The 25,731-nt window shown below is 56.2% G+C and carries 25 protein-coding genes and 1 pseudogene; 6 read left to right on the top strand and 20 right to left on the bottom strand.

Translation table 11 applies throughout. The features are described 5' to 3' along the window. Positions 1-15: 15 nt before the first annotated feature. From truA to leuC, 7 genes are all read right to left on the bottom strand, one after another. Entirely contained in the window at positions 16-846 is an 831-nt protein-coding gene (gene truA / locus ABIE61_RS01250; RefSeq protein WP_354406077.1) for a tRNA pseudouridine(38-40) synthase TruA, read from the bottom strand. A 12-nt stretch (positions 847-858) separates the two neighbouring features. After that, positions 859-3,600 carry a FimV/HubP family polar landmark protein gene (locus ABIE61_RS01245; protein WP_354406075.1) on the bottom strand — a complete coding sequence of 914 codons (2,742 nt, stop codon included), beginning with the start codon at positions 3,598-3,600 and terminating at the stop codon, positions 859-861. Positions 3,601-3,733: 133 nt separating this feature from the next. Beyond that, positions 3,734-4,738, bottom strand: coding sequence for an Asd/ArgC dimerization domain-containing protein (locus ABIE61_RS01240; protein ID WP_354406074.1), 1,005 nt, complete (start codon positions 4,736-4,738; stop codon positions 3,734-3,736). Between the two features lie 123 nt (positions 4,739-4,861). Beyond that, positions 4,862-5,977, bottom strand: coding sequence for an aspartate-semialdehyde dehydrogenase (gene asd, locus ABIE61_RS01235; RefSeq protein WP_354406073.1), 1,116 nt, complete (start codon positions 5,975-5,977; stop codon positions 4,862-4,864). Positions 5,978-6,079: 102 nt separating this feature from the next. Further along, entirely contained in the window at positions 6,080-7,162 is a 1,083-nt protein-coding gene (gene leuB / locus ABIE61_RS01230) for a 3-isopropylmalate dehydrogenase (RefSeq protein ID WP_354406072.1), read from the bottom strand. A gap of 30 nt (positions 7,163-7,192) precedes the next feature. Further along, the gene (gene leuD / locus ABIE61_RS01225; protein ID WP_354406071.1) at positions 7,193-7,840 is read right to left on the bottom strand and encodes a 3-isopropylmalate dehydratase small subunit; all 648 of its coding nucleotides are present in this window, start codon (positions 7,838-7,840) and stop codon (positions 7,193-7,195) included. Between the two features lie 14 nt (positions 7,841-7,854). Continuing rightward, positions 7,855-9,273, bottom strand: coding sequence for a 3-isopropylmalate dehydratase large subunit (gene leuC / locus ABIE61_RS01220; RefSeq protein ID WP_354406070.1), 1,419 nt, complete (start codon positions 9,271-9,273; stop codon positions 7,855-7,857). A 152-nt stretch (positions 9,274-9,425) separates the two neighbouring features. Between leuC and ABIE61_RS01215 the strand changes: the two genes are divergently transcribed. From ABIE61_RS01215 to ABIE61_RS01205, 3 genes are read left to right on the top strand one after another with little or no spacing between them, the layout of a single operon-like run. After that, positions 9,426-10,295 carry a LysR family transcriptional regulator gene (locus ABIE61_RS01215; RefSeq protein ID WP_091823115.1) on the top strand — a complete coding sequence of 290 codons (870 nt, stop codon included), beginning with the start codon at positions 9,426-9,428 and terminating at the stop codon, positions 10,293-10,295. Between the two features lie 58 nt (positions 10,296-10,353). Then, a complete protein-coding gene (locus tag ABIE61_RS01210; RefSeq protein WP_206834372.1) occupies positions 10,354-11,253 on the top strand; it encodes a poly(R)-hydroxyalkanoic acid synthase subunit PhaE in 900 nt (299 codons plus the stop codon). Then, positions 11,234-12,304 carry an alpha/beta fold hydrolase gene (locus ABIE61_RS01205; protein WP_206834374.1) on the top strand — a complete coding sequence of 357 codons (1,071 nt, stop codon included), beginning with the start codon at positions 11,234-11,236 and terminating at the stop codon, positions 12,302-12,304. Before ABIE61_RS01210 ends, ABIE61_RS01205 begins: the two co-directional genes overlap by 20 nt. Positions 12,305-12,357: 53 nt before the next feature. Here the strand turns inward: ABIE61_RS01205 and phaR are convergent, their stop codons facing one another. From phaR to prmB, 7 genes are all read right to left on the bottom strand, one after another. Beyond that, positions 12,358-12,933 carry a polyhydroxyalkanoate synthesis repressor PhaR gene (gene phaR, locus ABIE61_RS01200; RefSeq protein ID WP_242529959.1) on the bottom strand — a complete coding sequence of 192 codons (576 nt, stop codon included), beginning with the start codon at positions 12,931-12,933 and terminating at the stop codon, positions 12,358-12,360. A gap of 13 nt (positions 12,934-12,946) precedes the next feature. Next, the gene (locus ABIE61_RS01195) at positions 12,947-13,201 is read right to left on the bottom strand and encodes a DUF6489 family protein (RefSeq protein ID WP_354406068.1); all 255 of its coding nucleotides are present in this window, start codon (positions 13,199-13,201) and stop codon (positions 12,947-12,949) included. 66 nt (positions 13,202-13,267) lie between these two features. After that, on the bottom strand, positions 13,268-14,422 hold the full coding sequence (locus tag ABIE61_RS01190) for an MFS transporter (protein WP_354406066.1): 1,155 nt from the start codon (positions 14,420-14,422) through the stop codon (positions 13,268-13,270). Between the two features lie 63 nt (positions 14,423-14,485). Further along, entirely contained in the window at positions 14,486-15,343 is an 858-nt protein-coding gene (gene speE, locus ABIE61_RS01185; protein WP_091823130.1) for a polyamine aminopropyltransferase, read from the bottom strand. Continuing rightward, positions 15,321-15,818, bottom strand: a complete 498-nt coding sequence (speD, locus tag ABIE61_RS01180) for an adenosylmethionine decarboxylase (protein ID WP_175527570.1) — start codon at positions 15,816-15,818, stop codon at positions 15,321-15,323. The genes speE and speD overlap by 23 nt, the downstream gene beginning before the upstream one ends. 282 nt (positions 15,819-16,100) lie before the next feature. Further along, on the bottom strand, positions 16,101-17,192 hold the full coding sequence (gene aroC / locus ABIE61_RS01175) for a chorismate synthase (RefSeq protein ID WP_354406064.1): 1,092 nt from the start codon (positions 17,190-17,192) through the stop codon (positions 16,101-16,103). A 17-nt stretch (positions 17,193-17,209) separates the two neighbouring features. Further along, positions 17,210-18,127, bottom strand: coding sequence for a 50S ribosomal protein L3 N(5)-glutamine methyltransferase (prmB, locus tag ABIE61_RS01170; protein WP_354406063.1), 918 nt, complete (start codon positions 18,125-18,127; stop codon positions 17,210-17,212). A gap of 70 nt (positions 18,128-18,197) precedes the next feature. Here prmB and ABIE61_RS01165 point away from each other — a divergent pair, with 70 nt between their 5' ends. The 3 genes from ABIE61_RS01165 (at position 18,198) to folE (ending at position 20,598) form a co-directional block, all read left to right on the top strand. Next, positions 18,198-18,773 (top strand): Smr/MutS family protein, encoded by a 576-nt coding sequence (locus ABIE61_RS01165; RefSeq protein WP_354406061.1) that lies wholly within the window; start codon positions 18,198-18,200, stop codon positions 18,771-18,773. Between the two features lie 121 nt (positions 18,774-18,894). Further along, the gene (locus ABIE61_RS01160; RefSeq protein ID WP_354406060.1) at positions 18,895-19,959 is read left to right on the top strand and encodes a PilT/PilU family type 4a pilus ATPase; all 1,065 of its coding nucleotides are present in this window, start codon (positions 18,895-18,897) and stop codon (positions 19,957-19,959) included. Positions 19,960-20,058: 99 nt separating this feature from the next. Continuing rightward, positions 20,059-20,598: a GTP cyclohydrolase I FolE gene (gene folE, locus ABIE61_RS01155; RefSeq protein ID WP_354406058.1), complete on the top strand. Its 540-nt coding sequence runs from the start codon at positions 20,059-20,061 to the stop codon at positions 20,596-20,598. Between the two features lie 26 nt (positions 20,599-20,624). On the opposite strand, the gene ABIE61_RS01150 is transcribed toward folE, so the two are convergent. The 6 genes and pseudogenes from ABIE61_RS01150 to rhlB form a co-directional block, all read right to left on the bottom strand. Continuing rightward, on the bottom strand, positions 20,625-21,482 hold the full coding sequence (locus tag ABIE61_RS01150; RefSeq protein ID WP_354406057.1) for a DUF4892 domain-containing protein: 858 nt from the start codon (positions 21,480-21,482) through the stop codon (positions 20,625-20,627). 31 nt (positions 21,483-21,513) lie between these two features. Further along, entirely contained in the window at positions 21,514-22,362 is an 849-nt protein-coding gene (locus ABIE61_RS01145) for an alpha/beta fold hydrolase (protein WP_354406056.1), read from the bottom strand. Then, positions 22,349-22,834 carry a SixA phosphatase family protein gene (locus ABIE61_RS01140; protein WP_091823147.1) on the bottom strand — a complete coding sequence of 162 codons (486 nt, stop codon included), beginning with the start codon at positions 22,832-22,834 and terminating at the stop codon, positions 22,349-22,351. Before ABIE61_RS01140 ends, ABIE61_RS01145 begins: the two co-directional genes overlap by 14 nt. After that, positions 22,831-23,862, bottom strand: coding sequence for an NAD(P)H-dependent glycerol-3-phosphate dehydrogenase (locus tag ABIE61_RS01135; protein ID WP_354406053.1), 1,032 nt, complete (start codon positions 23,860-23,862; stop codon positions 22,831-22,833). The genes ABIE61_RS01140 and ABIE61_RS01135 overlap by 4 nt, the downstream gene beginning before the upstream one ends. Before the next feature lie 45 nt (positions 23,863-23,907). Further along, positions 23,908-24,120, bottom strand: a complete 213-nt coding sequence (locus ABIE61_RS01130) for a hypothetical protein (RefSeq protein WP_091823153.1) — start codon at positions 24,118-24,120, stop codon at positions 23,908-23,910. Positions 24,121-24,407: 287 nt separating this feature from the next. Then, positions 24,408-25,730 (bottom strand): annotated as a pseudogene (gene rhlB, locus ABIE61_RS01125) (ATP-dependent RNA helicase RhlB); the annotation flags it as partial. Position 25,731 lies beyond the last annotated feature (1 nt).

The following is a 25,731-nucleotide window of genomic DNA, read 5'->3' as shown; positions in this document are numbered from 1 at the left end:
GAGGCGTCAGTTTCCTCATGACAGAAAATAGGGACCCGGATCTGACGGCGGCAATCTGAATATATCCGGATAGCGCACATCCACGAAATAAAGACCATCCGGCGGCGCGGTAACGCCCCCCTGGCGCCGATCTCGGGCCTGTAATACTTCAAGTGCCCAATCAGGTGATCGATCTCCGGCACCTACTGCCATCAGCACGCCGGCAATATTGCGTACCATATGATGCAGGAATGCGTTGGCACTGACATCAATCACAACCAAACGTCCACTCTGGTACACGCTCAACTTGCGTATTTCCCGTACCGGGCTGCGTGCCTGACACCCGACAGCTCGATAAGAGGTAAAGTCATGTTCGCCCAACAGGTGCTCGGCAGCCTCTTGCATACGTTCGGTATTCAGCGTGCGATGCGTCCAGGTTACCCCCTCTGCCAACACTGCCGGGCGTGAGGGCGACGTGTAGATCAGGTAACGGTAGCGTCGTTCCCGCGCTGAAAAGCGGGCATGAAAGCATCCAGGTACGACAGTGGCCCATTTAATCGAGATATCGTCCGGCAGATGGCAGTTGGTACCCAGCACCCAAGCACGCTCATCACGCTCAGCCCAACTGTCAAAGTGAATCACCTGATGACTGGCATTGACGCCAGCATCAGTACGACCGGCACAGACAACCTGAACAGGATGATTGGCCACTACCGACAGGGCCCGCTCTACCTCAGCCTGAATGGTGGGAACCTTGTCATGTGCCTGCAACTGCCAGCCACGATAGGCGGCTCCTACATACTCAACAGCGAGAGCATAACGAAAAGGGGCGATCGAAATCGCCCCGGAAGAGTTCTGTTTACTCATTGAATGTCTTTATCAGAGTGAGTCCAGCAGCTTCTGCGCTTCCTGGCGCTGCTCATCCGAACCTTCACTGGTGATCTCATTGAGGATATCGCGTGCACCATCCTTATCATCCATTTCCATGTAGGCGCGCGCCAGATCCAGTTTGGTTTCAGTCTCATCGGTACCACTGAGCAGATTCATCTTATCAAGGACATCAACTGCTTCATCGTTGCGCTGCTCTTCCAGAGCGATTTCGTCATCGGTACTGTTCAACAGCTCATCAACTTCGGAGTCAAGATCCATCTCCAGATCATGCGAAATGTTTGCAGTCAGCTCTTCTTCAACCTGCTCACCGGGACGAGCCGGCGCGACTGCGCTGGAAACATCACTCTCAGGGTCAAAAGACGCCAATAAACTGTCCAGATCCTCATCTGCGCCATCACCAGCTGAAGTCTCTGCTTCCTGTTCATCAGGCTCGTCAGCACTTCCCTGCAACATCGCTTCCAGATCATGGTCGATTTCATAATCGTCAGTATCCAATGCAGAGACAGTTTCATGCAGGCTATTGTCACTTGCCGGCTCGTCGGCTTCCAGCTCGCCGAACAAGTCATCATCAAGGCTAATATCATCAGTGGTTGCAACTGCATCATCCGCAAGACTGAAACCGTTATCTTCCTTCAGAGCATCTTCAAGCAGCGATTCGTCATCGCTTACCGCCTGCGCGGTGTCATCATCATTGTCTTCTGCGCCATTAAGCAGGAAATCAAGGTCATCGGAGCTCTCGTCATCTCCGAGCATACCATCCAACTCGGATGGCTCTTCTTCCGGTTCCTGAGGCTTGACACTGAACTCGAGCTCATCACCAGCAGACAGAGGCTCTGGCCCTGATTTATCCTCTTCGGCAGGCCCTTCTGCCCCAGCCAGCGGCGCCAACTCGGCTAGCGGCTCGTCTTCAGCTCCGAGATCAAACTCAGTGGCATCAATACGCTCATCACTGCCTGCAAGCTGCTCGACATCATCATCGACCTGGTCAAGATCAGATTCGTCATCAATATCGAGATCGTTAAGATCCAGATCCATATCCAGATCAAGGCTTTGTAAATCCTGCTCCAGATCGTCGCTGCCGGCATCAGGCTCATCCGGCGCCAGGTTTTGCATCGGCGGACGCGAAAACTCATCTCCTTCGCCTGACAAGGGCGCTAGTGGCGCTGGTCGTTCAGTTTCATCATCATCGGCTGCTACAGCCGCCGCTACCGCTGCTGCACCGCCGGCAACAGCCGCTGATGTAGCCGCATCTCGCCCGTCGGCAGGGGAATCGGCATCATCATCGCCGTCACGCAGATCGCTCGGCACATTGACCAGCTCGCGTTTTTTGTCCGGTGCAGATGAACCACGACGACGCAGCATCAGCCAAAGCCCTGCCAAAATCGCCACAGCGCCGGCACCTATGCCACCAAGCACGGCGGGGCTTTGCAACAGACTCTTGTCATCTTGCGCGCCGGACTCAACAGCGGAAGGCGCTGCATTACGGCTCAACTCGGTCTGGAGGGTGGCCATCTGCTGAGATTGAAGCTCCAGCAGGCGACTTTGAGCTTCCAGCTGTTCCAGAACAGAATTGAGCTTGTCGTTAAGGTCGGTATTTTCACGCTCCAGGCGATCGATCTTCTCTTGCGCAATCAGAACGTCATTTTCGAGATTTTCCTGAGCAGCCGAGACTACAGATGGATCCTGCTGCGGCGCGCCCGCCTCTTCGGTAGTAACCGTTTCCTTGCCCGCTTCGGCATCGTCCTGTGCGTCTGCTTCAGACTCTTCCTGAGGCGTCACGATTTTCAGCTGCCCATCATCAACGGGGGCGGTTGCATCCTGCGCCGAGTCGGTAGACTTATCAGCCGGCGCAGAGGCCACACTTTCATCGGTTGACGCCTGATCGTCCTGCTGTCGGCTCACATCCACTGGAGCCTTGGGCTCTTCTGCCTGTTGACGCGAAGTGCGCCCTTCTCGCCACATCTGCGTTTGCCGTGCGACTTCAGCAACCGCTTCACGATGCGTCAAGCGAGATACTTCATCCTGCATTGGCAGATTCAAGACCACACCGGCTCGCATGGCATTGATATTACCTGAGGGGAAAGCTGCGGGGTTTTTGCGCAACAGTGCCAGCATCATTTGGTGTTCGCTGATATTGGCGGGCTTGTTTCGCGCTGCAATTTCCCACAGGGTGTCATTAACCCCAACATAAACTTGATTCTCGCTATCCATGCGAGTGAGAATATTTGAAGTCGTACCTGCCACCTGGCGCTGCAGGCTTTCAGCAGGTTCTGCTACAACAGGTTGCTGTACCTGTGCCGGCTGCACGGTGCGTTGCACGGGCGTTGGATCGAACACGGGAGGGTCAAGCAGCAGGGTGTACTCTCGCACCATGCGACCGCTGGGCCAATTCACCTCAACCATGAAGTTCAGGAACGGCTCCTGAATCGGTTCGTTGGAGCGCAGTCGGATACTGCCAGCCCCATCGGGAGTCAGCAGCACCTGAAACTGGATATCGCGCAGGTAGCGCCCCTGGCTGACGCCACCTGACAGGGAGTATTCATCCATCGCTGCCATTCGTGGCTGAATCTGCAACGGAGAGAGGTCACGAACCTGCGTCAGTTTGATTTCTGCATCGAGCGGCTCATTCAGAGCTGAATTGACTTGAATCTCTCCCAGGCCGAGGGCGTGTGCCTGTGACACCCCCAGAGCTGCAGAGACCGCAAGGCTTAAAGCTAGTTTACGCAGCATCGGTTACTCCCTTTGATATCGTGTGCCCGCCTCTCGTCCCTTTCCGAAGAATCAGAGAGTTACGGCTCCATAGTCGTTGCAAGTATTATGTATTATGGCGCTGGCGGTCAAGACAACCACCTTCGACCGTTTGCTACCCTTCCGTCACCAGACGCATGGCGGCCCCAAGAGCTGTCAAGGCACTGCCCCGCCCAAGGTCATCAATCATGGCATGCAGAGCAAATCCGGCTTCGCCTTCAGCCCCCGGACGTAGCCGCGCCACAACCACTTGTTGCTGACCGATTGCATCTTTGATGAGACTCGGAACCTGTTTGGCATGTTGATCAAAACACACACCTGGAGCCTTATCCATCAAATGCTGAACCTCATCCATATTCAGCGGCTGGTGCGTTTCAGCCTGAATTACCACCATGTCACCATAAAAGACCGGCACTTGAACGGCACTGACTTCCAACTCCAGCCCCTCATCATCCAGTACGAGCGGCAACTGGGTACGCACAGACGCTTCGATATCGGTGTAACCGCTGTCAAGCAGCGTACCAACCTGCGGTATCAGATTAAACGCAATCTGCTGGCCGAAATGACCTGACTCGGGGTCTCGTCCATTCAACAGCCTTGCCGTCTCGGATGCCAAGGCTTCGACACCGGGATGCCCTGCTGAAGAAACGGGGCTCAACAACATGAGATTCGCTTTCAGAATCTCGCAAGCGCGATGCAAAGGAGCCAGCGCCAGCGCGGCTGCAATGGTAGCCGAATTCGGGATACCGATAACACGACCTGGATCAAGCGAAGCAAGCTCATCACCATTCAGCTCGGGAACGGTCAAAAATACCTGATCCGCCTCGTATCGCTGAGGGTACAGGTCGATGACCCGGCCCGGAGACGCAAGCAAAGCCTGCTTCAGCTCGGAGCCAAGTTCGGCCTCACAGACAAACGTGAGCTGCGGTAACGACGAATCGAAAGCATCCAGAGGGCGGGTTCGATGCGCATGCCCTCTGAACATCAGGCTGCGCCCAGCCTGCTCTTCAGGTTCAAACAGGGTGAGAGTGTCGACTTCGAAGGTCGACTCATCCAGCAGTTCGAGCAGTTTCTCACCGGCCAGCGTGGCAGGCCCCAGCAGTGCAATCTTCAACGGCATATTGGTCAGTTTCTCTCACAGGCCTTCAGAACAGTCAGCGATCTGCGGCACATTTACTTCAGTGTATAAGCAAAACAGCCCGGACGTACGCCGGGCTGTTGAAAAAGCTATTGCTGAACGCTATCAGCGCTCGATCAGAATGCGCAGGATACGGCGCAGCGGTTCGGCCGCACCCCAGAGCAGCTGGTCACCCACACTGAACGCATTGAGGAAGGTCGGCCCCATCTTCATTTTGCGCAGACGCCCAACAGGCACATTCAGCGTACCGGTCACCTTGGTCGGCGACAGATCACGCATGGTGATTTCACGCTCGTTCGGTACCACGCTGACCCAGTCGTTGGCTTCGGCGATCATCTGCTTGATCTCGTCCAGCGGCAAATCCTGCTTCAGCTTCACGGTGAACGCCTGGCTGTGACAACGCATGGCGCCGATACGCACACAGGTACCATCGATGGGAATCGGGCTGTCGGACAGGCCGAGGATTTTGTTGGTTTCAACAAAACCTTTCCACTCTTCCTTACTCTGACCGTCTTCCACCGCCTTGTCGATCCAGGGGATCAAAGAACCAGCCAGGGGCACACCGAAGTTATCGGTGGCAAAGGCATCACCGCGCATGGTGTCGACGACCTGACGGTCGATATCCAGGATGGCAGAAGCAGGGTCGGCCAATAGCGCTTCGGAACCGGCGTGGATCTGACCCATCTGGGTGATCAGTTCACGCATGTTCTTGGCACCGGCACCGGACGCTGCCTGGTAGGTCATGGAAGAGATCCATTCGATATGACCGGCCTTGAACAGACCACCCAAACCCATCAGCATCAGAGAAACGGTGCAGTTGCCGCCAACAAAGTTCTTGATACCGGCGTCGATGCCACGGTCGATCACGTCACGATTGACCGGATCCAGCACGATCAGGCTGTCATCGGCCATGCGCAGAGTAGAGGCCGCATCGATCCAGTAGCCATTCCAGCCAGATTCACGCAGTTTCTGGAACACTTCAGTCGTGTAGTCACCGCCCTGGCAGGAAACAATGGCGTCCATCTGCTTCAGCTCGTTGATATCACGCGCATCTTTCAGTGCCGGGATATCCTTGCCGATGTCGGGACCTGCCGCTCCGGTCTGGGAAGTAGTGAAGAAAACCGGCTCCGCAATATGGTTGAAGTCGTTCTCTTCCAGCATGCGCTGCATCAGAACCGAGCCGACCATACCACGCCAGCCTACAAAACCTACACGCTTCATTCGTGCCCCCAAATATAATTAGCTTTAAAACGAATCCCGAATACGAAACACCGGGCAACGGCAGCTCCAGGCTGCTCAGTTACCCGGCGGATACGGACGAAATCAGGCGTTCAGTGCGGCAACAACCGCATCACCCATTTCGGTGGTGCTGACCGCGCGCATGCCTTCGGACATGATATCCGGCGTACGCAGATTCTGATCCAGCACCTTGCTCACGGCGGCTTCAATCTGATCGGCCGCTTCGCCCGCATTCAGGGAATAACGCAACATCATAGCGACTGAGAGGATGGTTGCCAACGGATTCGCCTTGCCCTGACCGGCAATATCCGGTGCAGAACCGTGACAGGGCTCGTACATGCCCTTGCCGTTTTCATCCAGTGACGCGGACGGCAACATGCCGATGGAACCGGTCAGCATGGCCGCGGCATCGGACAGAATGTCACCGAACATGTTGCCGGTAACGACCACATCAAACTGCTTCGGTGCACGTACCAGCTGCATGGCGGCGTTGTCCACGTACATGTGGCTCAGTTCCACATCCGGGTATTCGCTTTTCAGCTCCTCCATGATTTCGCGCCATAGTACGGTCACTTCCAGTACGTTGGCCTTGTCGACCGAGCACAGACGCTTGTTACGCGCACGGGCCGCTTCAAACGCGACACGACCGATGCGACGAATTTCATTTTCATCGTACACGTAGGTGTTGAAACCTTCGCGGATGCCGCCTTCCTTTTCGCGGATGCCGCGCGGCTGGCCGAAGTAGATGCCGCCGGTCAGTTCACGCACGATCAGGATATCCAGACCAGAAACGATTTCCGGTTTCAGGGTAGAGGCATGCGCCAGCTGCGGATAGAGAATCGCCGGACGCAGGTTACCAAACAGCTGCAACTGGGAGCGGATACCCAGCAGACCCTTTTCCGGACGGATGGCGAAGTCGGGGTTGGTGTCCCACTTGGGACCACCGACGGCACCCAGCAGAATCGCATCGGCCTGTTTGCAGGCGGCCAGCGTCTCATCCGGCAGCGGTACGCCGGTGGCGTCGATGGCAGCACCGCCGACCAGTGCTTCGCTGATCTCCAGCCCCAGCTCAAAACGTGCGTTGACCACATCCAGCACCTTGCGTGCTTCGGTTACGATCTCGGGACCAATGCCGTCACCCGGCAGTACCAGTATTTTCTTGCCCATCTGGGTTCTTCCTCAAAAATTCAGTTCAGTTTACTTGATCGCATCAAACAGCCAAGGTGCTTCCTGACGACGGCACGCTTCATACGCCTTGATCTCGTCCGCGTGCTGCAGGGTCAGGCCGATATCATCCAGACCGTTGAGCAGACAGTGTTTGCGGAAATTGTCGACCTCAAAGGCAAACTCTTCGCCGGACGGGGTGACCACTACCTGACGCTCCAGATCCACGGTCAGCTGATAGCCTTCAGTCGCTTCAACCTCTTTGAACAGCTGGTCCACCTGTGCCTCGGGCAGCACGATCGGCAGCAGGCCGTTCTTGAAGCAGTTGTTGTAGAAGATATCGGCAAAGCTCGGCGCAATGATGGCACGAATACCGAAATCATCCAGCGCCCAGGGCGCGTGTTCACGACTGGAGCCGCAGCCGAAGTTTTCCCGCGCCAGCAGCACACTGGTGCCCTGGTAGCGTGACTGGTTAAGCACGAAATCCGGGTTCAGCGGACGACCGGCGCAATCCTGATCCGGCTGACCTTCATCCAGATAACGCAGCTCGTCGAACAGGTTCGGGCCAAAACCGGCACGCTTGATCGATTTCAGAAACTGCTTGGGAATGATCATATCGGTATCGACGTTGGCACGATCCAGCGGCGCAGCAATACCGGTGTGTTGGGTAAATTGTCTCATTTCGCTCTCCCGTCTTACTGCATCAGCTCACGTACATCGATGAAATGGCCAGTCACTGCAGCGGCAGCAGCCATGGCAGGGCTGACCAAGTGAGTACGACCACCAAAGCCCTGACGCCCTTCGAAGTTACGGTTGGAAGTGGACGCACAGTGTTCGCCCTGCCCCAGCTTGTCCGGGTTCATCGCCAGACACATGGAGCAGCCCGGCTCGCGCCATTCAAGACCGGCTTCGATAAAGATCCTGTCCAGCCCTTCAGCTTCGGCCTGCGCCTTCACCAGACCGGAGCCCGGCACCACCAGCGCCTGCTTGATATTCGCCGCTACCTTACGACCTTTCACCACCTCGGCGGCAGCACGCAGGTCCTCGATGCGAGAGTTGGTGCAGGAGCCGATAAATACACGATCCAATTGAATATCGGTGATCTTCTGGTCGGCCTGCAGCCCCATGTACTTGAGCGCACGACGGATGCCATCAGCCTTGACCGGATCGGTTTCCGCCTCCGGGTTGGGTACCAGTGCACTTACTGGTGCCACCATTTCAGGAGAAGTACCCCAGGTCACCTGCGGCTGAATATCCTCGGCCTTGATCTCGACAACGGTATCAAACCGGGCATCTTCATCGGACACCAGACCTTTCCAGGCAGCCACGGCGGCATCCCACTGATCCGCCGTGGGCGAGAACGGGCGGCCCCGGAAATATTCAATCGTGGTGTCATCAACGGCCACCAGACCGACGCGGGCACCGGCTTCGATCGCCATGTTGCAGATGGTCATACGCCCTTCCATGGATATTGAACGGATGGCACTCCCGCCGAATTCAACGGCATAGCCGGTGCCACCGGCTGTACCGATCACGCCAATAATGTGCAGTACCACATCCTTGGCGGTAACACCGGCACCCAGTTCTCCATCCACGCGCACCAGCATGTTTTTCATTTTTTTGGCGATCAGGCACTGGGTTGCCAGCACATGCTCAACCTCGGAAGTACCAATACCGTGAGCCAGTGCGCCAAAGGCACCATGGGTGGAAGTATGGGAGTCACCGCAGACCACAGTAGTGCCCGGCAGCGTCATGCCCTGCTCGGGGCCGACCACATGCACGATGCCCTGACGCTGATCGTTCATCTTGAATTCGGTAATGCCGAACTCGTCGCAGTTGGCATCGAGGGTTTTCACCTGAATTCGGGAGACCGGGTCCACAATCTGATCCACACCGCCGTCACGCTGAGTGGTCGGCACGTTGTGGTCAGGGGTGGCCAGGTTGGCATCGATACGCCAAGGCTTGCGGCCAGCCAGACGCAGTCCTTCGAAGGCCTGCGGCGAGGTCACTTCGTGCAAAATCTGACGATCGATGTAGATCAACGCGCTGCCGTCTTCGTTCTGGCGCACCAGATGGGCGTCCCAGAGCTTGTCGTATAAGGTTTTTCCGGCCATGTTATCTCCCCTCATGTTATCCGGTCTCATGGCAATAGGTGATCATCCTAGTGCAGCCTTGCCCAACACACAAATTCATAATTTTTATGATTTGAATTCCGAAAAGGAATAGATAGACTAAGCCATATCTCTTCACCGGAATCAGCGATTGCATGGATACTGCCGGACTGCATGCCTTTGTCACCGTGGCCGACTGCGGCTCTTTCTCCCAAGCCGCCCAACTTCTGTTTCTGACCCAGTCCGCGGTGAGCAAACGCATCGCCCTGCTGGAAAGCCAGCTCGATTGCCGCCTGTTTGACCGCATCGGCCGCCAGGTGATGCTGACCGAAGCCGGTTTGGCGCTGCTGCCGCGCGCACGCCAGATTCTACTGTCGATTGAGGATGCCGAACGCATGTTGGGCAATCTGTCCGGCATGATCGGCGGGCGACTGGCACTGGCCACCAGCCATCACATCAGCCTGCATCGCCTGCCGCCGATTCTCAAAACCTTTGTCGATCGTTTCCCTGAGGTTGAGCTGGATCTGCAGTTTGCTGCCTCGGAGGTCGCCTATGAAGGCGTCCTCAAGGGCGAGCTGGAATTGGCGCTGATTACACTGGCACCGGAACAGGACGACCGTATTTGTGCACGTACCGTATGGCATGATCGGCTGCAATATATGGTGGCGCGTAATCATCCACTGGCACAACTAAACCGCCCCTCACTCACCGAACTGAACCGCTACCCGGCCATTCTGCCCGGTGCCGATACCTTTACCCACCAACGCGTGAGGCAGCAACTGGCGCTGCAGGGACTGGAACCAAATCTTGGCATGAGCACCGATTATCTGGATACCATACGCATGATGGTAAGCATTGGCCTTGGCTGGAGTCTGCTGCCAGAGACCATGATTGATGACCAGCTGGTACGACTGAATACCGGCACCGAACCGATCGTGCGCCCGCTGGGCTATATCCACCACCGTGACCGCACCCTGAGCAATGCGGCGCGGGAACTGGTCAAGCTGCTTGAACCCGGCGTTTAATCTGCACCGCGCATGGTTTAAGATCAAAACCCCTCCAGCCCACGCGGAGTCCTGACAGGTGAGCGAGCAACTATTGAACATCATGCGCCAGTGGCTCGATCAACTGGAGCAACACACCACCGGCAAGCAACCAGGCTGGGAACAACTGCAGCAGCTGCTGAACAAGGTCAATGACCGGCAACTGCCCGAGGAACACGCCGAACTGTTGCTGAAACTGACCCGCCAGAGCGCCGGTTTCAATCGCTTCGCCACCGAACTTCTGCAACAGGCCGAACAGGGCAGCATCGACTCTGAACAGTTGCTTGAGCACTTCAAGCAACATCTGGATGAGCTGACGCGTGACTGGGTGTTGCACAGCTGGCAGCTGCCGGAACAGCTCGGCATGCTGCTGGGCCTGTTCAATCTGCAGCAGGCACCATGGCAGGACAGCCTGAACCAGTTTACCCAACTGCTGACAGGACTGCTGGCCAATCTGCAACCGCTTACCCGGCCCGACCTGATCAGTCAGCTGCGAGAGTCCATCAGCCTGCTGGAGCGCTTTCAACAGGCACGTACCGCCTACATGGTTCAACTGAGCGCTATCAATACCCTTGCGCTGGAGCGGATGAGCGAACAGCTTGAGCGGGATGCCGTTACCGATATCGACCATCTGCACCAACTCTGGATCGAATGCTATGAGTCGGTGTACCAACAACGAATTGCCAGCGAAGAGTACAGCCTGGCCCTGGGTGAAATCAGCAACGCCGCCATGGCGCTGCGCCAGGGCTGGCAGCAGCAGCGCGACCGCTTCTGTTCGGCCCTGGGGCTGGTAACCGACACCCGCCATGACGAACTGGCCCTGCGCCATCATCAGCTGCGCCGTCGGGTACGCACGCTTGAGCGCGAGCTGCAGCAGTTGCGCGCAGTGCACGCCCCCGCTTCCGATCACAAGGACACCCATGCCCAAGATCAGTCTTGATGCCGAGCGTGCCCGCCAACAACTGGCCGCACAAACACAACATCTGAATGACAGCATCAGCAACCTCAGTCAGCTGGACAGCCGCCACCAGGGCGCCGCACGGGATGAAATTTTCAGTGCCGATGGCGTGCGTCTTTACCACTATCACCCCACAACACGCTCGCGCACTCAGCCCCCCCTGCTGATCTGTTATGCGCTGGTCAATCGTCCCTGGGTGCTGGACCTCAGCCCCGAGCGCTCGTTTATTCGCCGCCTGTTGGATGAAGGCATTCCCGTCTACCTGATCGACTGGGGTTATCCTAGTCGCAGCGACCGCTTTCTGCAGCTGGACGACTATCTGGAGGATTATCTGGACCGCTGCGTGGACCGGGTGCTGCAGCACAGCGCTGCGGAACAAGTGAATCTGGCCGGCATCTGTCAGGGCGGGGTGTTGAGCCTCTGCTATGCCGCCTTGCACCCCGATAAGGTTCGCAACCTAATTACGCTGGTGACTCCTGTCGACAGCGCCCAACCGAGCTTCAGACTTGGACGGCTGACCGCCCATATCGATCTGGAACTGGCGGGCGCCGCCTACGGCAACCTGCCAGGCCCGCTGCTCAACGAAATTTATCAGGCACTCAAGCCGATGCGACTGGGGCTGGAAAAGCGGCTTCGGGCGGGCAAGGAGCTGAGCGGTGATTCCGAGCGCGCACTGAATTATCTGTTGATGGAGCGCTGGCTCAATGACTGTCCGGATCTTGCCAGTGCGGCGCTGCAGGAGTTTGTGCAGCTGTTTTTCAGGGACAACGCCCTGCTGAAGCCAGAGGGGTTTGAACTGGCGGGGAAAACGCTGAGGATGCAGGCGCTGACACAACCCCTGCTCAATGTCTTCGGCCTGTCTGACCATTTGGTGCCGCCGGAAACCGCTTCGGCACTGAAACAGATCACCGGCAGTGGCGACTACACTGAACTTACGGTCAAGGCGGGCCATATCGGCACCCTGACCGGACGCAAGGCACTGGAGCAGGTCCCGACCGCCATTGCACAATGGCTCAGGCAGCGGGACTTTTAATCAGTAACTGGTAAGCTGGCAACCGGTAAGCAGGTAACAGGCCGAAAGCGGTTTTACGCCTTGCTTGATTTGCTGCTGGACGCAGCCTTTGTGCTATCGCCGGTTTTGGCTGTTTCCCGCGTCGCTTCAGTCTTGGCTGATGCGTCCGCGGTTTGCTCTTCTTCAGTGGCTTCAGAGCCTCGAGGGGCAAACATGTTCCACACCGCCATATTCTGATCGGCAAAGCGCCCCATCATGGTCAGCGGGTTGGCTGCGCCCATCATGGTCTGCATCTGCTCACGGATCCGATCCTGATGCTCGAGGAAGGCGGCAATACTCTGCTCCAGATACTGACTCATCATCCCCTGCATGCTGTCGCCATAGAAGCGGATCAGCTGCTGCAGGACCTGATTGGTCAGCAGGGTGCCATGCCCTTCCGCTTCCTGCTCACTGATGATCTGCAGCAGAATGTTGCGGGTCAGGTCGTTGCCGGTCTTGGAGTCCTGAACCTGAAATTTCTCGCCACTGAGTACCAGCTGCTTCACGTCCTCAAGGGTGACGTAACAACTGCGCGATGTATCGTACAGGCGTCGATTGGTGTATTTACGCAGAATCCGCACTGCCGCTTCTCCTGTTCCACTCTGACTCATCCGTCACTTCCGTTCAGTCGGTATCGCGCTTGCTGCTTCCATACTGGTTCATCATGCTGAACAGCAGCTTCTGGAAAGCCTCCATCGAGCCGATACCGTTATTAAGATAGGGCTTGAGCAGCGTGAGCGGGTCATAACCCTCTGCCCCCGTTTCCATCTGCTCACGCACCTTGGCAATCATCTCCTGCTGCAGGCTCGCCACATCGGGTAACCCCAGGGCTCGACGCAGCTCCTCCGGTGTCATCTCAATATCAATTCTGAAGTTCATGTTTACTCCGACCGATCTGACCCGTAATTAAGGTTCATACTATAGCAACTGCAGTGCAAAACAACTTCAGCTCGCACTTTGCTGCGCTTTTTCCGGATATATCCAGATCAATGTCAACACAATAGCCACCGCAGCTGCTGCTGCCGCCAGTAGAAAACTCCACTGCCCCAAGCTGCTCCAGAACTGCCCGGAAAGAATCGCACCCGCCGCACCACCAGCACCAAAGCCAAGAGATGAAAACAGCGCCTGTCCACGCCCCTGAGTTGCACTCCCGAAATAATGCTGCACCAATGCAATCCCCACCGCATGCAGACTGCCAAAGGTCGCCGCGTGCAGCAGCTGCGCAAACAGCATAACCGGCAGCAGGTCCGGCAGCATGGCGGTCAGACTCCAGCGCAGCACGCACAGCAGCAAACTGACCAGCATGATGTGACGCAGACTGAATTGTCGCAACAAACGCGGCATAAGGATAAACAACAGAATCTCGGCCACCACCCCCAGCGCCCAAAGCAAACCGATCTCGCTGCGCGTATACCCAAAGTCCTGCATCATCACACTGTAGAAGGTGTAGTAAGGCCCGTGACTGAGCTGCACCAGAAAGCAGATGGCAAAAAAAGCGATCACCTGTGGCTGGCGTAGAATGACACCGATCGCATCACCGCCATCGCCTGGTCGAGCAGGCCGCTCGGGAGGCGCGGGAATGATAAGCGTATTGAGCCAGATCAGTAGCATCAGCCCCATTACCACCCAGGGCAGCACGGCAATGCCGACGAGATCCAACAGCCATCCGATCAGTACCACTGCAAGCACGAAGCCCACCGAACCCCAGACACGAATGCGACTGTAGCGGGCTTTTTCCTTACCCAGATAGCCCAAGGTTATCACTTCAAATTGGGGCAGCACCGCGTTCCAGAAAAAGCTGAAGCCCGCCATCACCAGCGCTATGCCCAGTGCACTGGTCTGCCAGAATACAAGGATGAAGATCAGCCAGGTTGCCAATGCTCCGAAGCGAACAATTCGCACCCGCTGTCCGGTTCTGTCCGCAAGCCGGCCCCACAGGTTGGGCGCTATGACTCGCGACACATGGAGTATGCCCATCAGCCAGCCGATCGCAGTGGCGCCAAAACTCAGCGACTGCAACCACAGGGTCCAATAGGGGACCAGCGTGCCCAACAGGGCAAAATAGAAAAAATAGAAGCCGGACAGGCGGACATGAGGCATAGGTCAAAATCACGAAAAAGCCGGCACTGTGGCCGGCTTGGAAGATCGAGTCTGACGCGAGCGTCAGAGTGAATCCAGTGCGGTCACAACATACTGCGGCAGTGCAAAACTGGCAACATGCAACGCCGGATTGTAGTAACGGGTGTAAATCTCGCTGGCCTCATAGCGCATCTGAACAGTGTTCAGATCAAGCTGACGCAACGCCGGATTATCCGTCGCCCAGGCAAAAGTCATCACACCGCCCGCATAGGTGGGCACTGCCGCATTGTAGAAGGTCTGATCGGCAAAATAGGGGCCCAGACGCCTGCGGGTTGTGAGAATTTCATCCGGTTGCATGAACGGCACACCGTTTTGCGCCACAAATACACCGCCTTCATTCAGGCAACGCTTGCAGCCTTCATAGAAGCGACTGGAGAACAACACCTCACCCGGCCCAACCGGATCGGTACAGTCAGAGATGATCACGTCGAATGTTTCCTGACATTCGCTCACGAACTCAACGCCGTCCGCAATCACGATATTGGCGCGTGGATCATCGAAAGCGCCTGCGGAATGATTGGGCAGGTACTGACGACACATATCGATCACGGCTTGATCAATTTCGACCTGAGTGACATGCTCAACACTGGCATGCTTGAGCACCTCGCGCAGAATACCGCCGTCTCCACCGCCAATGATCAGGACACGCCTGGCATCGCCGTGCGCCAGCAGTGGCACGTGGGTCATCATCTCGTGATAGATGAACTCATCACGCTCCGTGGTCTGAATAATGCCATCAAGCGCCATCACCGTACCGAACTCCCGGTTACGGAAGATGATCAGCTCCTGATGTTCGGTTCGGTGTTCAAACAACACCTGATCCAGCGTAAAGCTCTGACCGTAACCTGCGTACAACTTCTCAACGTAGGTAGTCGTCGTCATCAATGCTCACCTTGCCTCGGAGGATCTCTTCAACTTCAACCTTTGACGGGGCAAAGGCTGCTTCCAGTACCGGAATGGCTTTGGCCGGCTCCGATTCGCCACACATGAACACATCGAATGCCGCAAAGTTACGCTCCGGCCAGGTGTGTACACTGATATGGGATTCTGCCAACACCGCCACACCCGAGATACCGCCATTGGGGGTAAAGTGATGCAGGTGAATGTGCAGCAGTGTTGCCTTGGCAGCCTTTACGGATTCACGCAGTGCCTTTTCCATCACTTCAAGATCATCCAGGCGGGAAGCGCCGCGCAGATCGATGATCAGATGAGTACCGGCATAGCGGTGTCCGTCGCGTTCAATGAAAAAGTCCAGACGCTCTTCATCGTCGCCCTGTGTGTAGGCTGGCCAATCAGCAACACTGCCTTCAACCTCTTGGTCGTTGACTTCTGACGCCAGGTCAATCGCTTCTTGCATGGGGAGTGACTCCAGACAAGCCTGTGCTTGCGCACAGATAAAAAACAAAAACCCAACCTCTCAGGTTGCGCTGAACCCTGCAGCAGCGCTAGTAAAAGTCGAAGGGCGTATATTCAGACACCTTCTCAGCGCGTTACAGATTTCGCACACCCCAAAGGGTTGGGACGTAGGGAATTTCTGCCGCATTTATACCGCGTTATGCTTAAATTTCAAGCAAAAAACGGCTTGCAGTCAGAAAAAATTAATATTGCTCCATTAAACTCAAAGGGTTACAAACCTGACTCAGCTCAGCACCGGAAGGTTTGTCTCAACATCTCCATTCTGACCACGATCACGCAGAAGGTGATCCAGTAGTACTATGGCCATCATCGCCTCGGCAATGGGGGTTGCGCGGATGCCGACGCAAGGGTCATGCCGCCCCTTGGTCACCACCTCAATCGCTTCACCAGAAGCGTTGATGCTTCGACCCGGCAAACGCAGACTGGAGGTTGGCTTAAGTGCGATATGCGCCTCAATGGCCTGCCCCGTCGAAATGCCACCCAGAATGCCGCCAGCATGATTGGAGAGAAAGCCCTCAGGCGTCATTTCGTCACGGTGCTCGGTGCCCTTCTGATTCACCACGGCAAAACCGTCACCGATCTCGACACCCTTGACCGCATTAATGCTCATCAAGGCATGTGCCAAATCGGCATCCAGTCTATCAAAGATTGGCTCACCCAGCCCGACCGGCACACCGGTGGCCCGCACGGAGATACGCGCACCAATGGAGTTGCCCTCCTTGCGCAGCTCATCCATGTAGACTTCCATCTGTGCAGCCGCGTCTGCATCTGGCGAGAAGAAGGGGTTATTGTCCACCTCATTCCAGTCAAAGCGACTCATGTCGATCGCGATCGGCCCAAGCTGGGACAGGTAGCCACGCACCTGCACGCCTTTCTCAGCCAGCACTTTCTTGGCGATGGCGCCTGCAGCGACACGCATGGCTGTTTCACGCGCGGAAGAACGGCCACCGCCACGGTAATCACGAAAACCATACTTGTGCGAGTACACATAGTCTGCATGTGCAGGGCGGAAGGTCTCGGCAATATTGGAATAGTCCTTTGAGCGCTGATCAGTATTTTCGATCAACAATCCGATCGGAGTGCCCGTGGTCCTACCCTCGAACACACCGGACAGAATTCGCACCTGATCCGGCTCACGACGCTGGGTGGTGTGGCGTGATGTACCCGGCTTGCGCCGATCCAGATCCGCCTGCAGATCCGCTTCACTCAGCTCAATCCCCGGAGGACAGCCATCCACTATACAGCCGAGTGCCGGCCCGTGGCTTTCGCCGAAAGTAGTGACGGTAAAGAGTTTGCCAAAGCTGTTACCCGACATACGCTATCTCTGTAGGTTCATAAAAGCGCCGCATGAGCCCGCAGCTCTGCCGCTGTAATGGTAAATACGCCGTTGCCACCGGCATCCAGTTCGACCCAAATCAACGGCAGCTCGGGATAAGCCTGCATCAGGTGCACCTCTGAGTTGCCGACCTCAACCACCAGCAGGCCTTCATCGGTGAGGTGGTCGGCCGCTTCGCGCAAAATGCGGCGGGTGATATCAAGCCCATCATCGCCAGAGCCCAGCGCCAGACCCGGCTCATGTTGATACTCGGCCGGCATGCTGGCCAAGTCATCTGCATCCACATACGGAGGGTTGCTCACGATTAGATCGTATCGCTCACCCTGCAGGTTCTCGAACAGATCACCCTGGCGGGCAGACACCCTATCACCCAATTGATGACGTTCGATATTGCGCTGAGCCACCTCAAGGGCATCGGTGGAGATGTCAGCAAGGTCAACCTCAGCCTCCTCAAAGGCATAGGCACAGGCAATACCGATACAGCCACTGCCGGTACAGAGATCCAGAATCCGGTTAACCGACCCGGGGCGCAGCCAGGGTTCAAAACCGGTCTCAATCAACTGCGCAATGGGTGAGCGCGGGATCAACACACGCTCGTCCACATGAAACGGCAACCCCATAAACCAGGCTTCACCCGTGATGTAAGGCAGAGGGCGTCGCAGCTCCACTCGCTGGTGCAGATAATCCAGTACGCGCTCTTTTTCGGTTTGGGTCAGGCGCGCATCAAGCACGGCAGGATCGGTATCCCAGGGCAGATGAACCGCATTGAGCACCAGCTGACTGGCTTCGTCCCAGGCAGTCACATGCCCATGCCCAAACCAGACCTGGTGCTGATGAAATGCTGACACCGCCCAACGAATATAGTCACGCAGGGTATGCAGCTCTGAGGTAATCGCCACTTGATCCGGATTCATCTCTCGCCCGATAATGCGGAATTATGTTGATTCAGGCCGGTTATGTTAATGAAATCCCCCGTTGAACGCCATGTCTTATCCTTCTGACCAGGAGCAGGACGACGATCTCGACTTCGACTCTGCCATGCAGGGCGTCAAACGGATACGTCACGATCGCCATGTAGACCCCGATGCGGGCAAGCTGAAGCTGCGACGCAAACATGACAGCGCCACTCGCTTTCGCCGGCAGGCCGCTGAACAGGAGATTGAACAGGTGATTGATGGCCTGTCGTCTGAAGCTTCCCAGATCGTCGATTCTGCCGATGAGCTGCTGTTTGCGGCTCCCGGCGTTCAGCTGCGACTGCTTAAACGCCTGCGACTTGGCCACCTGCCCTGGGAGGCCGGGCTTGACCTGCACGGCTATACGGTCGAGGCGGCCCGGGATGAACTCAGCGGATTCATTCGAGACGCATCGCGCCAACAGCTGCGCTGCGTACTGATCATCCACGGCAAGGCCTACACACAGCCCGGACAGCCGGCCCTGCTGAAATCCTGTGTCAACGACTGGCTGCGCCAGCTGCACGATGTACTGGCTTTCAGCTCTGCCCAGCCACGGGATGGAGGTACCGGCGCGGTTTATGTATTGCTCCGCAAGAAGGGGAGCTGAGCTTTTCCTCCGTTTCCGGACAAGCTCTGCTATGATGCAGATGTTGTGAATCTGACCTCTTATTTCCGGCCACCCCGTCTTCAGGGCATTCAGGCCGGTAATGCTGATGCTGGGACCTGCGATGATCGATCTTCACAAATATCTTAACCTGATGGCCGATACCAGTGCATCAGATCTGTTCCTGAGTACCCACACCCCGATCCAGATCAAGGTTGAAGGCAGTATGCGTGAGGTTGATACAACCCCACTGCCCCCCGGCTCTACTGAAGAACTGTCCAACCACTTGATGACCAACCATCAGCAGGAACAGTTCAAACGTGAGCTGGAAATGAATTTTGCCTATGACGTACCCGATATCGGTCGTTTCAGGGTGAACGTCTACCGACAGCGCGGTGATGTTGCACTGGTGATTCGCATGATTCGCCACAAGATTCCATCCATTGAAGAACTGAATCTGCCCTCGATTCTGAAAAGTCTGGTGATGTTGCGCAGTGGACTGGTGCTACTGGTCGGCTCAACCGGCTCAGGCAAGTCAACCTCGCTGGCCTCGATGATTGAATATCGTAACCAGCGCGCTACCGGCCACATCCTCACCATCGAGGACCCGATCGAGTTTTTGCACACCAACCGAAAATCCCTGATCAATCAACGCGAAGTTGGTGTCGATACCCTGTCCTACAGCAATGCCCTGAAGAATGCCCTGCGCGAAGCCCCGGATGTAATCCTGATTGGCGAGATCCGTGATCGAGAAACCATGGAACAGGCGATTCGCTACTCCGAAACCGGCCATCTGTGTATATCAACCCTGCATGCCAACAACAGCGTTCAGGCTGTGGAGCATATCGTCAACTTCTTCCATGAAGCAGAAATGCACAAGATTAACACGGACCTGTCACTCAACCTGAAAGGGATCGTGGCCCAGCGGCTGATCCGGGATGTAAACGAGCGCTATCTACCAGCCACTGAAGTGATGATCAACACACCCTATATTGCCAAACTGATTGCCCGTGGAGAGTATTCTCGTATCCGAGAAGCCATTGAACAGAGCAGCAACAGCGCCGCACACACCTTTGACGCCAACCTGCTGCATCTATATCAGGACGGCAAAATCACGCTCGAAGAGGCGCTGCACAACGCCGATTCACGCAACAATGTGTCACTGAGACTCAAGCTGCTGGGAGGCTGATCCCCAACTCACAGCGCAACGGCCTTTACCCGAGTGCTCTGTTCGGGTATTTTACCCGGTTTTCACCCAAGCCAGCCCCACTCCTGAGGAATGCAGCAGATGGAAGCAGAATACGCCAGCATCATAGAACAGCTCGGAGAAGATATTGGCCGCGACGGTTTGCGTGACACGCCGGCACGTGCTGCCAAAGCGATGCGCTTTCTGACACGCGGTTACAACCAGAGCCTGGATGAGGTCGTCAATGGCGCCCTGTTTCCCTCAGATAACAGTGAAATGGTGCTGGTACGGGATATAGAGTTGTATTCCATGTGCGAACATCACCTGCTGCCGTTTATTGGCAAGGCGCATGTTGCCTATATCCCTCAGGGCAAGGTAGTAGGCCTGTCCAAAATTGCCCGCATTGTTGACATGTATGCACGCCGACTGCAGATCCAGGAAAACATGACCAAAGAAATTGCCGAAGCCATTCAGCAGGTTACGGATGCAGCGGGCGTTGGTGTTGTGATTGAGGCACAGCATATGTGCATGATGATGCGCGGCGTGGAAAAGCAAAACGCCATGATGAAAACCTCAATGATGCTGGGCTCTTTCCGTGAAAACCCGGCAACCCGAACCGAGTTTCTGTCGTTGATTCGCTGACCAAAAAATACCAGGGGCCGCCCATATCAGCGGCCACTCCCCCTTCGCATTACAACGATCGCAACCTGTCGTCGACTGCCCAGTACACTGGGCACGAGACTGCCAACACCTCTGGCCTTTAGCTGGCGCACATCGCCCCCCTTGTCTACTACCTGTCTCAGCAGGCGGTCAGCAGCCTCCTGCGACTGGCGCAGAGTCAGTTCCAGATCCTGACCTTGCCAGTGCACAACCAGCCACAACTCCTGATTCGGCATGCCCTGCATCATATCCAGCACGGAAGCGACAGTCCGGTCCGATGACTCTGGCCAATTCTGCAGCTCGACGTAACCCTGCTGTGCCAACACCGCCACGGGGTCGCTGACTGTCTGGCTTTCATTTTCGAGCACATCCATGTGAAGAAAAACTCGGCCATTTCCTCTGCGTACGGCATAGAGTGCCACATGAGCCTGGTCCAGCCGCATGGCCGCATAAAACTGCGTATTGTCGATCCCGTACAAGCGTGATTGATCAAAGACATCATTTGCCCAGATACTGCTAGGACCACATTGGCGACCGGAACATTCGAACATCACCTGAGCCCCTCTGTCGTCAAGCTGGGCACGCAAGAAGCTGAATCCTGACTGAGGATCATAACCATCCGGCAGCTGCCAGGTCATGCGTGAGAGACTGGCCTGAAGCCTTTGATCACGGTCCGTACGAATCCGACCGTTAATTTTCATGATGCCACTGAGCATCAGGCGGTAGTCTGGCTCCTGTCGCTGCTCTGAGCTGATCAGCTGAGATTGCGGAAAAGGGTTTAACTGCAGTGGAATCTCAAACTCGGCTGCCTGCAGCGCGGGGGTAACCAGCAATAATAGCGCTAGCGTCTTCAGATACTGTTTCATGCCTGGCTCCTTCCTCTGCGCCGCGCGGGGTTCAGAGCGCTGCGTAAAAACGGTTGATGGCCTGTGCTATTGTCTCGCTTACACCCTGCTCCAGGTGCAGATGATGCCCTCCTTCAAGGGTTAGCCGTTGCAGTCCATTAATGCAGCCAGCTCTTGTCTGGGTCAAATCGGTTGCCACTCCTCCGGTGCCCAGCACCAGCAGTGAAGGGCAACTGATACGCAGCAGGAACGCCCTTACCTGCTCCTCACTCATCCGTAATACGGAAGGCAGGTTAAGGGCTGGATCACTGCGCCAGCGAAACCCCCTTGCAGTATGGACTATGGAACGTTCGACCAGCCAGCGCGCTGCCTGTTCCCCAACCGGAAAGCGACCATTGATCCGAGCAGCTACGGCTTCTTCAATACTGGCATAGAACCGAGGTTTACGATTGCGACGACTGCGCCTGCGGATTGCCTGCGCCATCTGCTCCGGCAGATCTGTCGGTGCATCCACCAGAGGCCCCAGCCCCTCAAGTAGAATCAGGCTCTCGACCCGCTCAGGCATGGCACCGGCGAGAAGGCTGCTGATACTGGCTCCCATGGAGTGCCCCAGCAGATGAAACGTCTGCCAGTTGAGCTCGTCGGCAACCGCTACCACATCTGACAGGTTATCCCAGATGTAGTAAGGCATGCTGGCGGGACGATGGTCGGAAAAACCGTGCCCCATCAGGTCCAGCGCTACCAATCGCACACCCTCAAGCGCCGGCTCAAGCGCCTTGAAAGTAGCTGCATTATCCAGCCATCCATGCAGCGCCAAAACAGGCAGCCCGTCTTCAGGGCCGGTTGCCCGTGCCGCTATCAGATGGCCGTTCACTTCAAATCTGAGTTCATCTGCCTGCATGATCATCTCCCTGCACGGCACCATCACACCCGTTCAGCAGCCTTGCCATACCCCGAGCCGGCCAATCAAGCTCCAGCAGCGCACCGCTGCAGGGCGATACCACCTGCCCATACAGATTTCCGTCCGTAAGCCAGCTGATCAACTGACCACAAAGCGGCTGATGGGTGACCACAATGAGTGACCCTTGATCCGAGAAATACGGTTCAAGGGCTGTCGCAGCTACAGGAGCATTACCCTTGGCTGTCAGCGAATCATTCAGTACCAACCGAGCACCCAGCCCTTGAGCCATGATTTCAGCGGTTTGTTGCGCACGTCGCCATGGACTGGTAACGATACAGGCCCCAGGCAGCATATTGACAACCCGAGAAGCCATGGCAGCCGCCTGTCGCTCACCCACGGGCGTCAGCACCCGGTCAGGATCAAGATCTCCACCGGCTACCGCTTGTGCATGTCGCAGCAAAAGCAGCTTCATCCCTGCTCCTGTCGCGGCAATACAAACTCCACATCGGTGCTCTGTACATTCAGCATCATGCCCCGCGCGACCTCTTTCACCGGTGCCGCATTGAACACCACCTCATAGAGACCACTGACCAGTGGCATATAGATTTCCAGCTCTTCCGCTTTTTCTTTGACAATCCGCAGGGTATTGACACCCTCTGCAACTTCACCAAGAGACTCGACCGCCTGCTCCAGGCTTTTGCCCTCGCCCAGTGCGTAGCCCACTCGATAGTTGCGACTCAGGGGTGACATACAGGTAACAATCAGGTCACCAACCCCCGCCAGACCCAGAAAGGTAAACGGATTGGCTCCAAGACTTACAGCAAATCGGCTCATTTCGGCCAAACTGCGCGTCATCAACATGCTTTTGGTGTTTTCACCCATACCCAAGGCCGCACTAAGGCCTGCCGCGATGGCATAGATGTTTTTCAAAGTGCCACCAAGCTCAACACCGTAGGTATCGGTACTGGCGTATACACGAAAAAAGGATGTATGGAGCAGAGCCTGCACCCGCTCGCGAAGCAGGCCATCCGTGCTGGCAATGACTGTTGCGGTCAACTGCTTGCGGGCGACCTCCTTAGCCAGATTGGGACCACTGAGCACCCCCACTCGGGCACCCGGAAACTCCTGTTCAATGATTTGACTCATCAAACAGAAGGTCACTGACTCAACCCCCTTGGTAGTACTGACCAGAAGCTGTTCCGGCCGCAAAAATGGCACGGCCTGGCGCACTACTGTTCTGAAAGCACTACTCGGGATGGCAATAAATATCGCTTCGGTTCCGCTCAACGCCTGCTGCAGGTCGGTGGTCGCTCTGAGCCCTGGCGCCAGATCAACTCCTGGCAGGTAACGACTGTTGCGATGATGCGCATTGACTTCGTCAACCGCCTGCTCGTTACGCATCCAGAGCCTGACATCAAGCCCCTTTTCAGCCATCAGATTTGCCAGGACTGTGCCGAAGCTGCCGCCACCAAGAACGGCAACAGGTGACTGATTCTGCATGCTATCTCCTAGAAGAGGAGTGGCTACACTCCCCGGTCGATCCAATCAAGAAGGGTCCAGCTTGTCGAGCAGTCGGCCTATACCGAAGAACAACAGCTTGACCACCGCATACGCGAGCCCTGCAAGCAACAGAAACAGAAACAGCTGCAGGAGATCACCGGTTCGCTGGTAGCCCGCCACCGCAATAGCGGCAAAAAAGGCGCTGAGCACAATACCCAGCACCGAACTGATTCGTTTCAGGTTGTGTCTGTCACTCATGACCCGGTCCGTTTTCAGTGTTTCTGCTCTTCGGCTTCGCTGTCCGCTACCGATTCTGATTCTGATTCTGCTTCAGCGGCATCGGTAGCATCGACCTGCGCACTCGCATCAGACCGGGGGTCGTCTGCAGCCATATTCTGTGTCTGAGCCGCTTCTTGCTCCGAATCAGCAGCGGTTTCAGCGACTACATCAGCAGGCGTCTCCTGTATTTCTGCCTGGGCATTTTCCGGCTCCGGCGAGGGTACAGCCTTGTCAGCAATATCTCGATCTACTTCCCCCAGTGGTTTCAACAGTTCGGCATCAGGATGTATACACTCGAGCTTGACGCCGGTTTCTCGCTCGATATCGGGGATCAGAAATGAGTCATCTTCACAGGCAAAGCAGATTGATGTCCCACTCAGACCGGCACGACCGGTGCGACCAATACGGTGCACATAATCATCGGCATCTTCGGGCAGCTGGTAGTTGATTACGTGGGTAACGCCATCGATATGGATACCCCGCCCCGCTACATCGGTCGCCACCAATACTTCGATCTTGCCACTGCGGAAATCTTCCAATGTCCGCAGACGCTTGTTCTGAGGAATTTCGCCCGACATCAAGGCTGCCTTGATACCGTCCTTACAAAGCCGGTCTGCCAGCGCACGGGTTTCATGACGGCGATTGCCAAAAACGATCGCACGATCAATGCCATTGACGCGCAGATAGTTACGCAGCAGCTGATATTTTTCATGACTGGATACCAAAAATACCTTCTGTGCCACATTATCAGTGGTTTTGCGCTCGTTTTCGATCTCGATGGTGACCGGATTGTGCGTCCACTGCTCTGCCAGTCGCATTACATCGTCGGTAAAGGTCGCGCTGTACAGCAACGTTTGCCGCTCTTCACCCTTACGCGGCGTACTGCGAATAATGGTTCTGACATCCGGGATAAAACCCATGCTGAGCATGCGGTCCGCTTCATCCAGTACCAGCACTTCCACATTGAACAGATCAACTTCGCGGGAGCGCACGAAATCGATCAAGCGCCCCGGTGTCGCCACCAAAATGTCGACCGGTCTGGCGGCCAGATCCTTACGCTGCTTCTCGTAATCCATACCACCAACCAGCGATACAGTGGACAGATCCGTATACTTGCCCAGAGCCTCGGCATCGGAGGCGATTTGAAGTGCCAACTCTCGAGTAGGCGCAATGATCAGAACACGCGGCTCACCCAGCTTCCGATTGCTTTCCAGCGGGTAGTCCAACAGGTCGGTCATAATGCCGATCAGGAACGCCGCTGTTTTGCCTGTACCCGTTTGCGCCTTGCCGATCAAGTCTCGACCGTTAAGCGCATGCGGGATCGTAGCTGCCTGAATCGGCGTGCAGTATTGAAATTCCAAGTCGGCAATCGCACGCATTAAGACGTCCGGCAAGCCGAAATCATGGAAGCGGCGCTTGCCTTCAGCAACAGGAACATTGAACTCGACCGGGCTCCAGCCGGACTGGCGACCTGTATCGCGCGGCTTGCGCGAACGACGGCGCCGACGTGGGCGATTGCTGTTATTTTTGGGCTCTGAGGTTGCCGTGGCTGTACTCTGTTTCTCTTCAGTACTCAAAATCGGATCCATT

This window comes from Marinobacterium sp. MBR-111 (genome assembly GCF_040547585.1).
GTDB lineage: Bacteria > Pseudomonadota > Gammaproteobacteria > Pseudomonadales > Balneatricaceae > Marinobacterium > Marinobacterium iners.
This window is presented reverse-complemented; position numbering and strand designations above follow the sequence as displayed.

Coding starts and splice junctions, on each gene's coding strand:
- aroC (WP_354406064.1), bottom strand. CDS start 17,192: ATGTCGGGTAACAGCTTTGGCAAACTCTTTACCGTCACTACTTTCGGC.
- prmB (WP_354406063.1), bottom strand. CDS start 18,127: ATGAATCCGGATCAAGTGGCGATTACCTCAGAGCTGCATACCCTGCGT.
- ABIE61_RS01165 (WP_354406061.1), top strand. CDS start 18,198: ATGTCTTATCCTTCTGACCAGGAGCAGGACGACGATCTCGACTTCGAC.
- leuC (WP_354406070.1), bottom strand. CDS start 9,273: ATGGCCGGAAAAACCTTATACGACAAGCTCTGGGACGCCCATCTGGTG.
- asd (WP_354406073.1), bottom strand. CDS start 5,977: ATGAAGCGTGTAGGTTTTGTAGGCTGGCGTGGTATGGTCGGCTCGGTT.
- speE (WP_091823130.1), bottom strand. CDS start 15,343: ATGACGACGACTACCTACGTTGAGAAGTTGTACGCAGGTTACGGTCAG.
- ABIE61_RS01245 (WP_354406075.1), bottom strand. CDS start 3,600: ATGCTGCGTAAACTAGCTTTAAGCCTTGCGGTCTCTGCAGCTCTGGGG.
- ABIE61_RS01215 (WP_091823115.1), top strand. CDS start 9,426: ATGGATACTGCCGGACTGCATGCCTTTGTCACCGTGGCCGACTGCGGC.
- speD (WP_175527570.1), bottom strand. CDS start 15,818: ATGCAAGAAGCGATTGACCTGGCGTCAGAAGTCAACGACCAAGAGGTT.
- ABIE61_RS01130 (WP_091823153.1), bottom strand. CDS start 24,120: ATGAGTGACAGACACAACCTGAAACGAATCAGTTCGGTGCTGGGTATT.
- ABIE61_RS01195 (WP_354406068.1), bottom strand. CDS start 13,201: ATGAACTTCAGAATTGATATTGAGATGACACCGGAGGAGCTGCGTCGA.
- ABIE61_RS01190 (WP_354406066.1), bottom strand. CDS start 14,422: ATGCCTCATGTCCGCCTGTCCGGCTTCTATTTTTTCTATTTTGCCCTG.
- phaR (WP_242529959.1), bottom strand. CDS start 12,933: ATGAGTCAGAGTGGAACAGGAGAAGCGGCAGTGCGGATTCTGCGTAAA.
- truA (WP_354406077.1), bottom strand. CDS start 846: ATGAGTAAACAGAACTCTTCCGGGGCGATTTCGATCGCCCCTTTTCGT.
- leuB (WP_354406072.1), bottom strand. CDS start 7,162: ATGGGCAAGAAAATACTGGTACTGCCGGGTGACGGCATTGGTCCCGAG.
- folE (WP_354406058.1), top strand. CDS start 20,059: ATGGAAGCAGAATACGCCAGCATCATAGAACAGCTCGGAGAAGATATT.
- ABIE61_RS01205 (WP_206834374.1), top strand. CDS start 11,234: ATGCCCAAGATCAGTCTTGATGCCGAGCGTGCCCGCCAACAACTGGCC.
- ABIE61_RS01140 (WP_091823147.1), bottom strand. CDS start 22,834: ATGAAGCTGCTTTTGCTGCGACATGCACAAGCGGTAGCCGGTGGAGAT.
- ABIE61_RS01240 (WP_354406074.1), bottom strand. CDS start 4,738: ATGCCGTTGAAGATTGCACTGCTGGGGCCTGCCACGCTGGCCGGTGAG.
- ABIE61_RS01160 (WP_354406060.1), top strand. CDS start 18,895: ATGATCGATCTTCACAAATATCTTAACCTGATGGCCGATACCAGTGCA.
- ABIE61_RS01150 (WP_354406057.1), bottom strand. CDS start 21,482: ATGAAACAGTATCTGAAGACGCTAGCGCTATTATTGCTGGTTACCCCC.
- ABIE61_RS01135 (WP_354406053.1), bottom strand. CDS start 23,862: ATGCAGAATCAGTCACCTGTTGCCGTTCTTGGTGGCGGCAGCTTCGGC.
- leuD (WP_354406071.1), bottom strand. CDS start 7,840: ATGAGACAATTTACCCAACACACCGGTATTGCTGCGCCGCTGGATCGT.
- ABIE61_RS01145 (WP_354406056.1), bottom strand. CDS start 22,362: ATGCAGGCAGATGAACTCAGATTTGAAGTGAACGGCCATCTGATAGCG.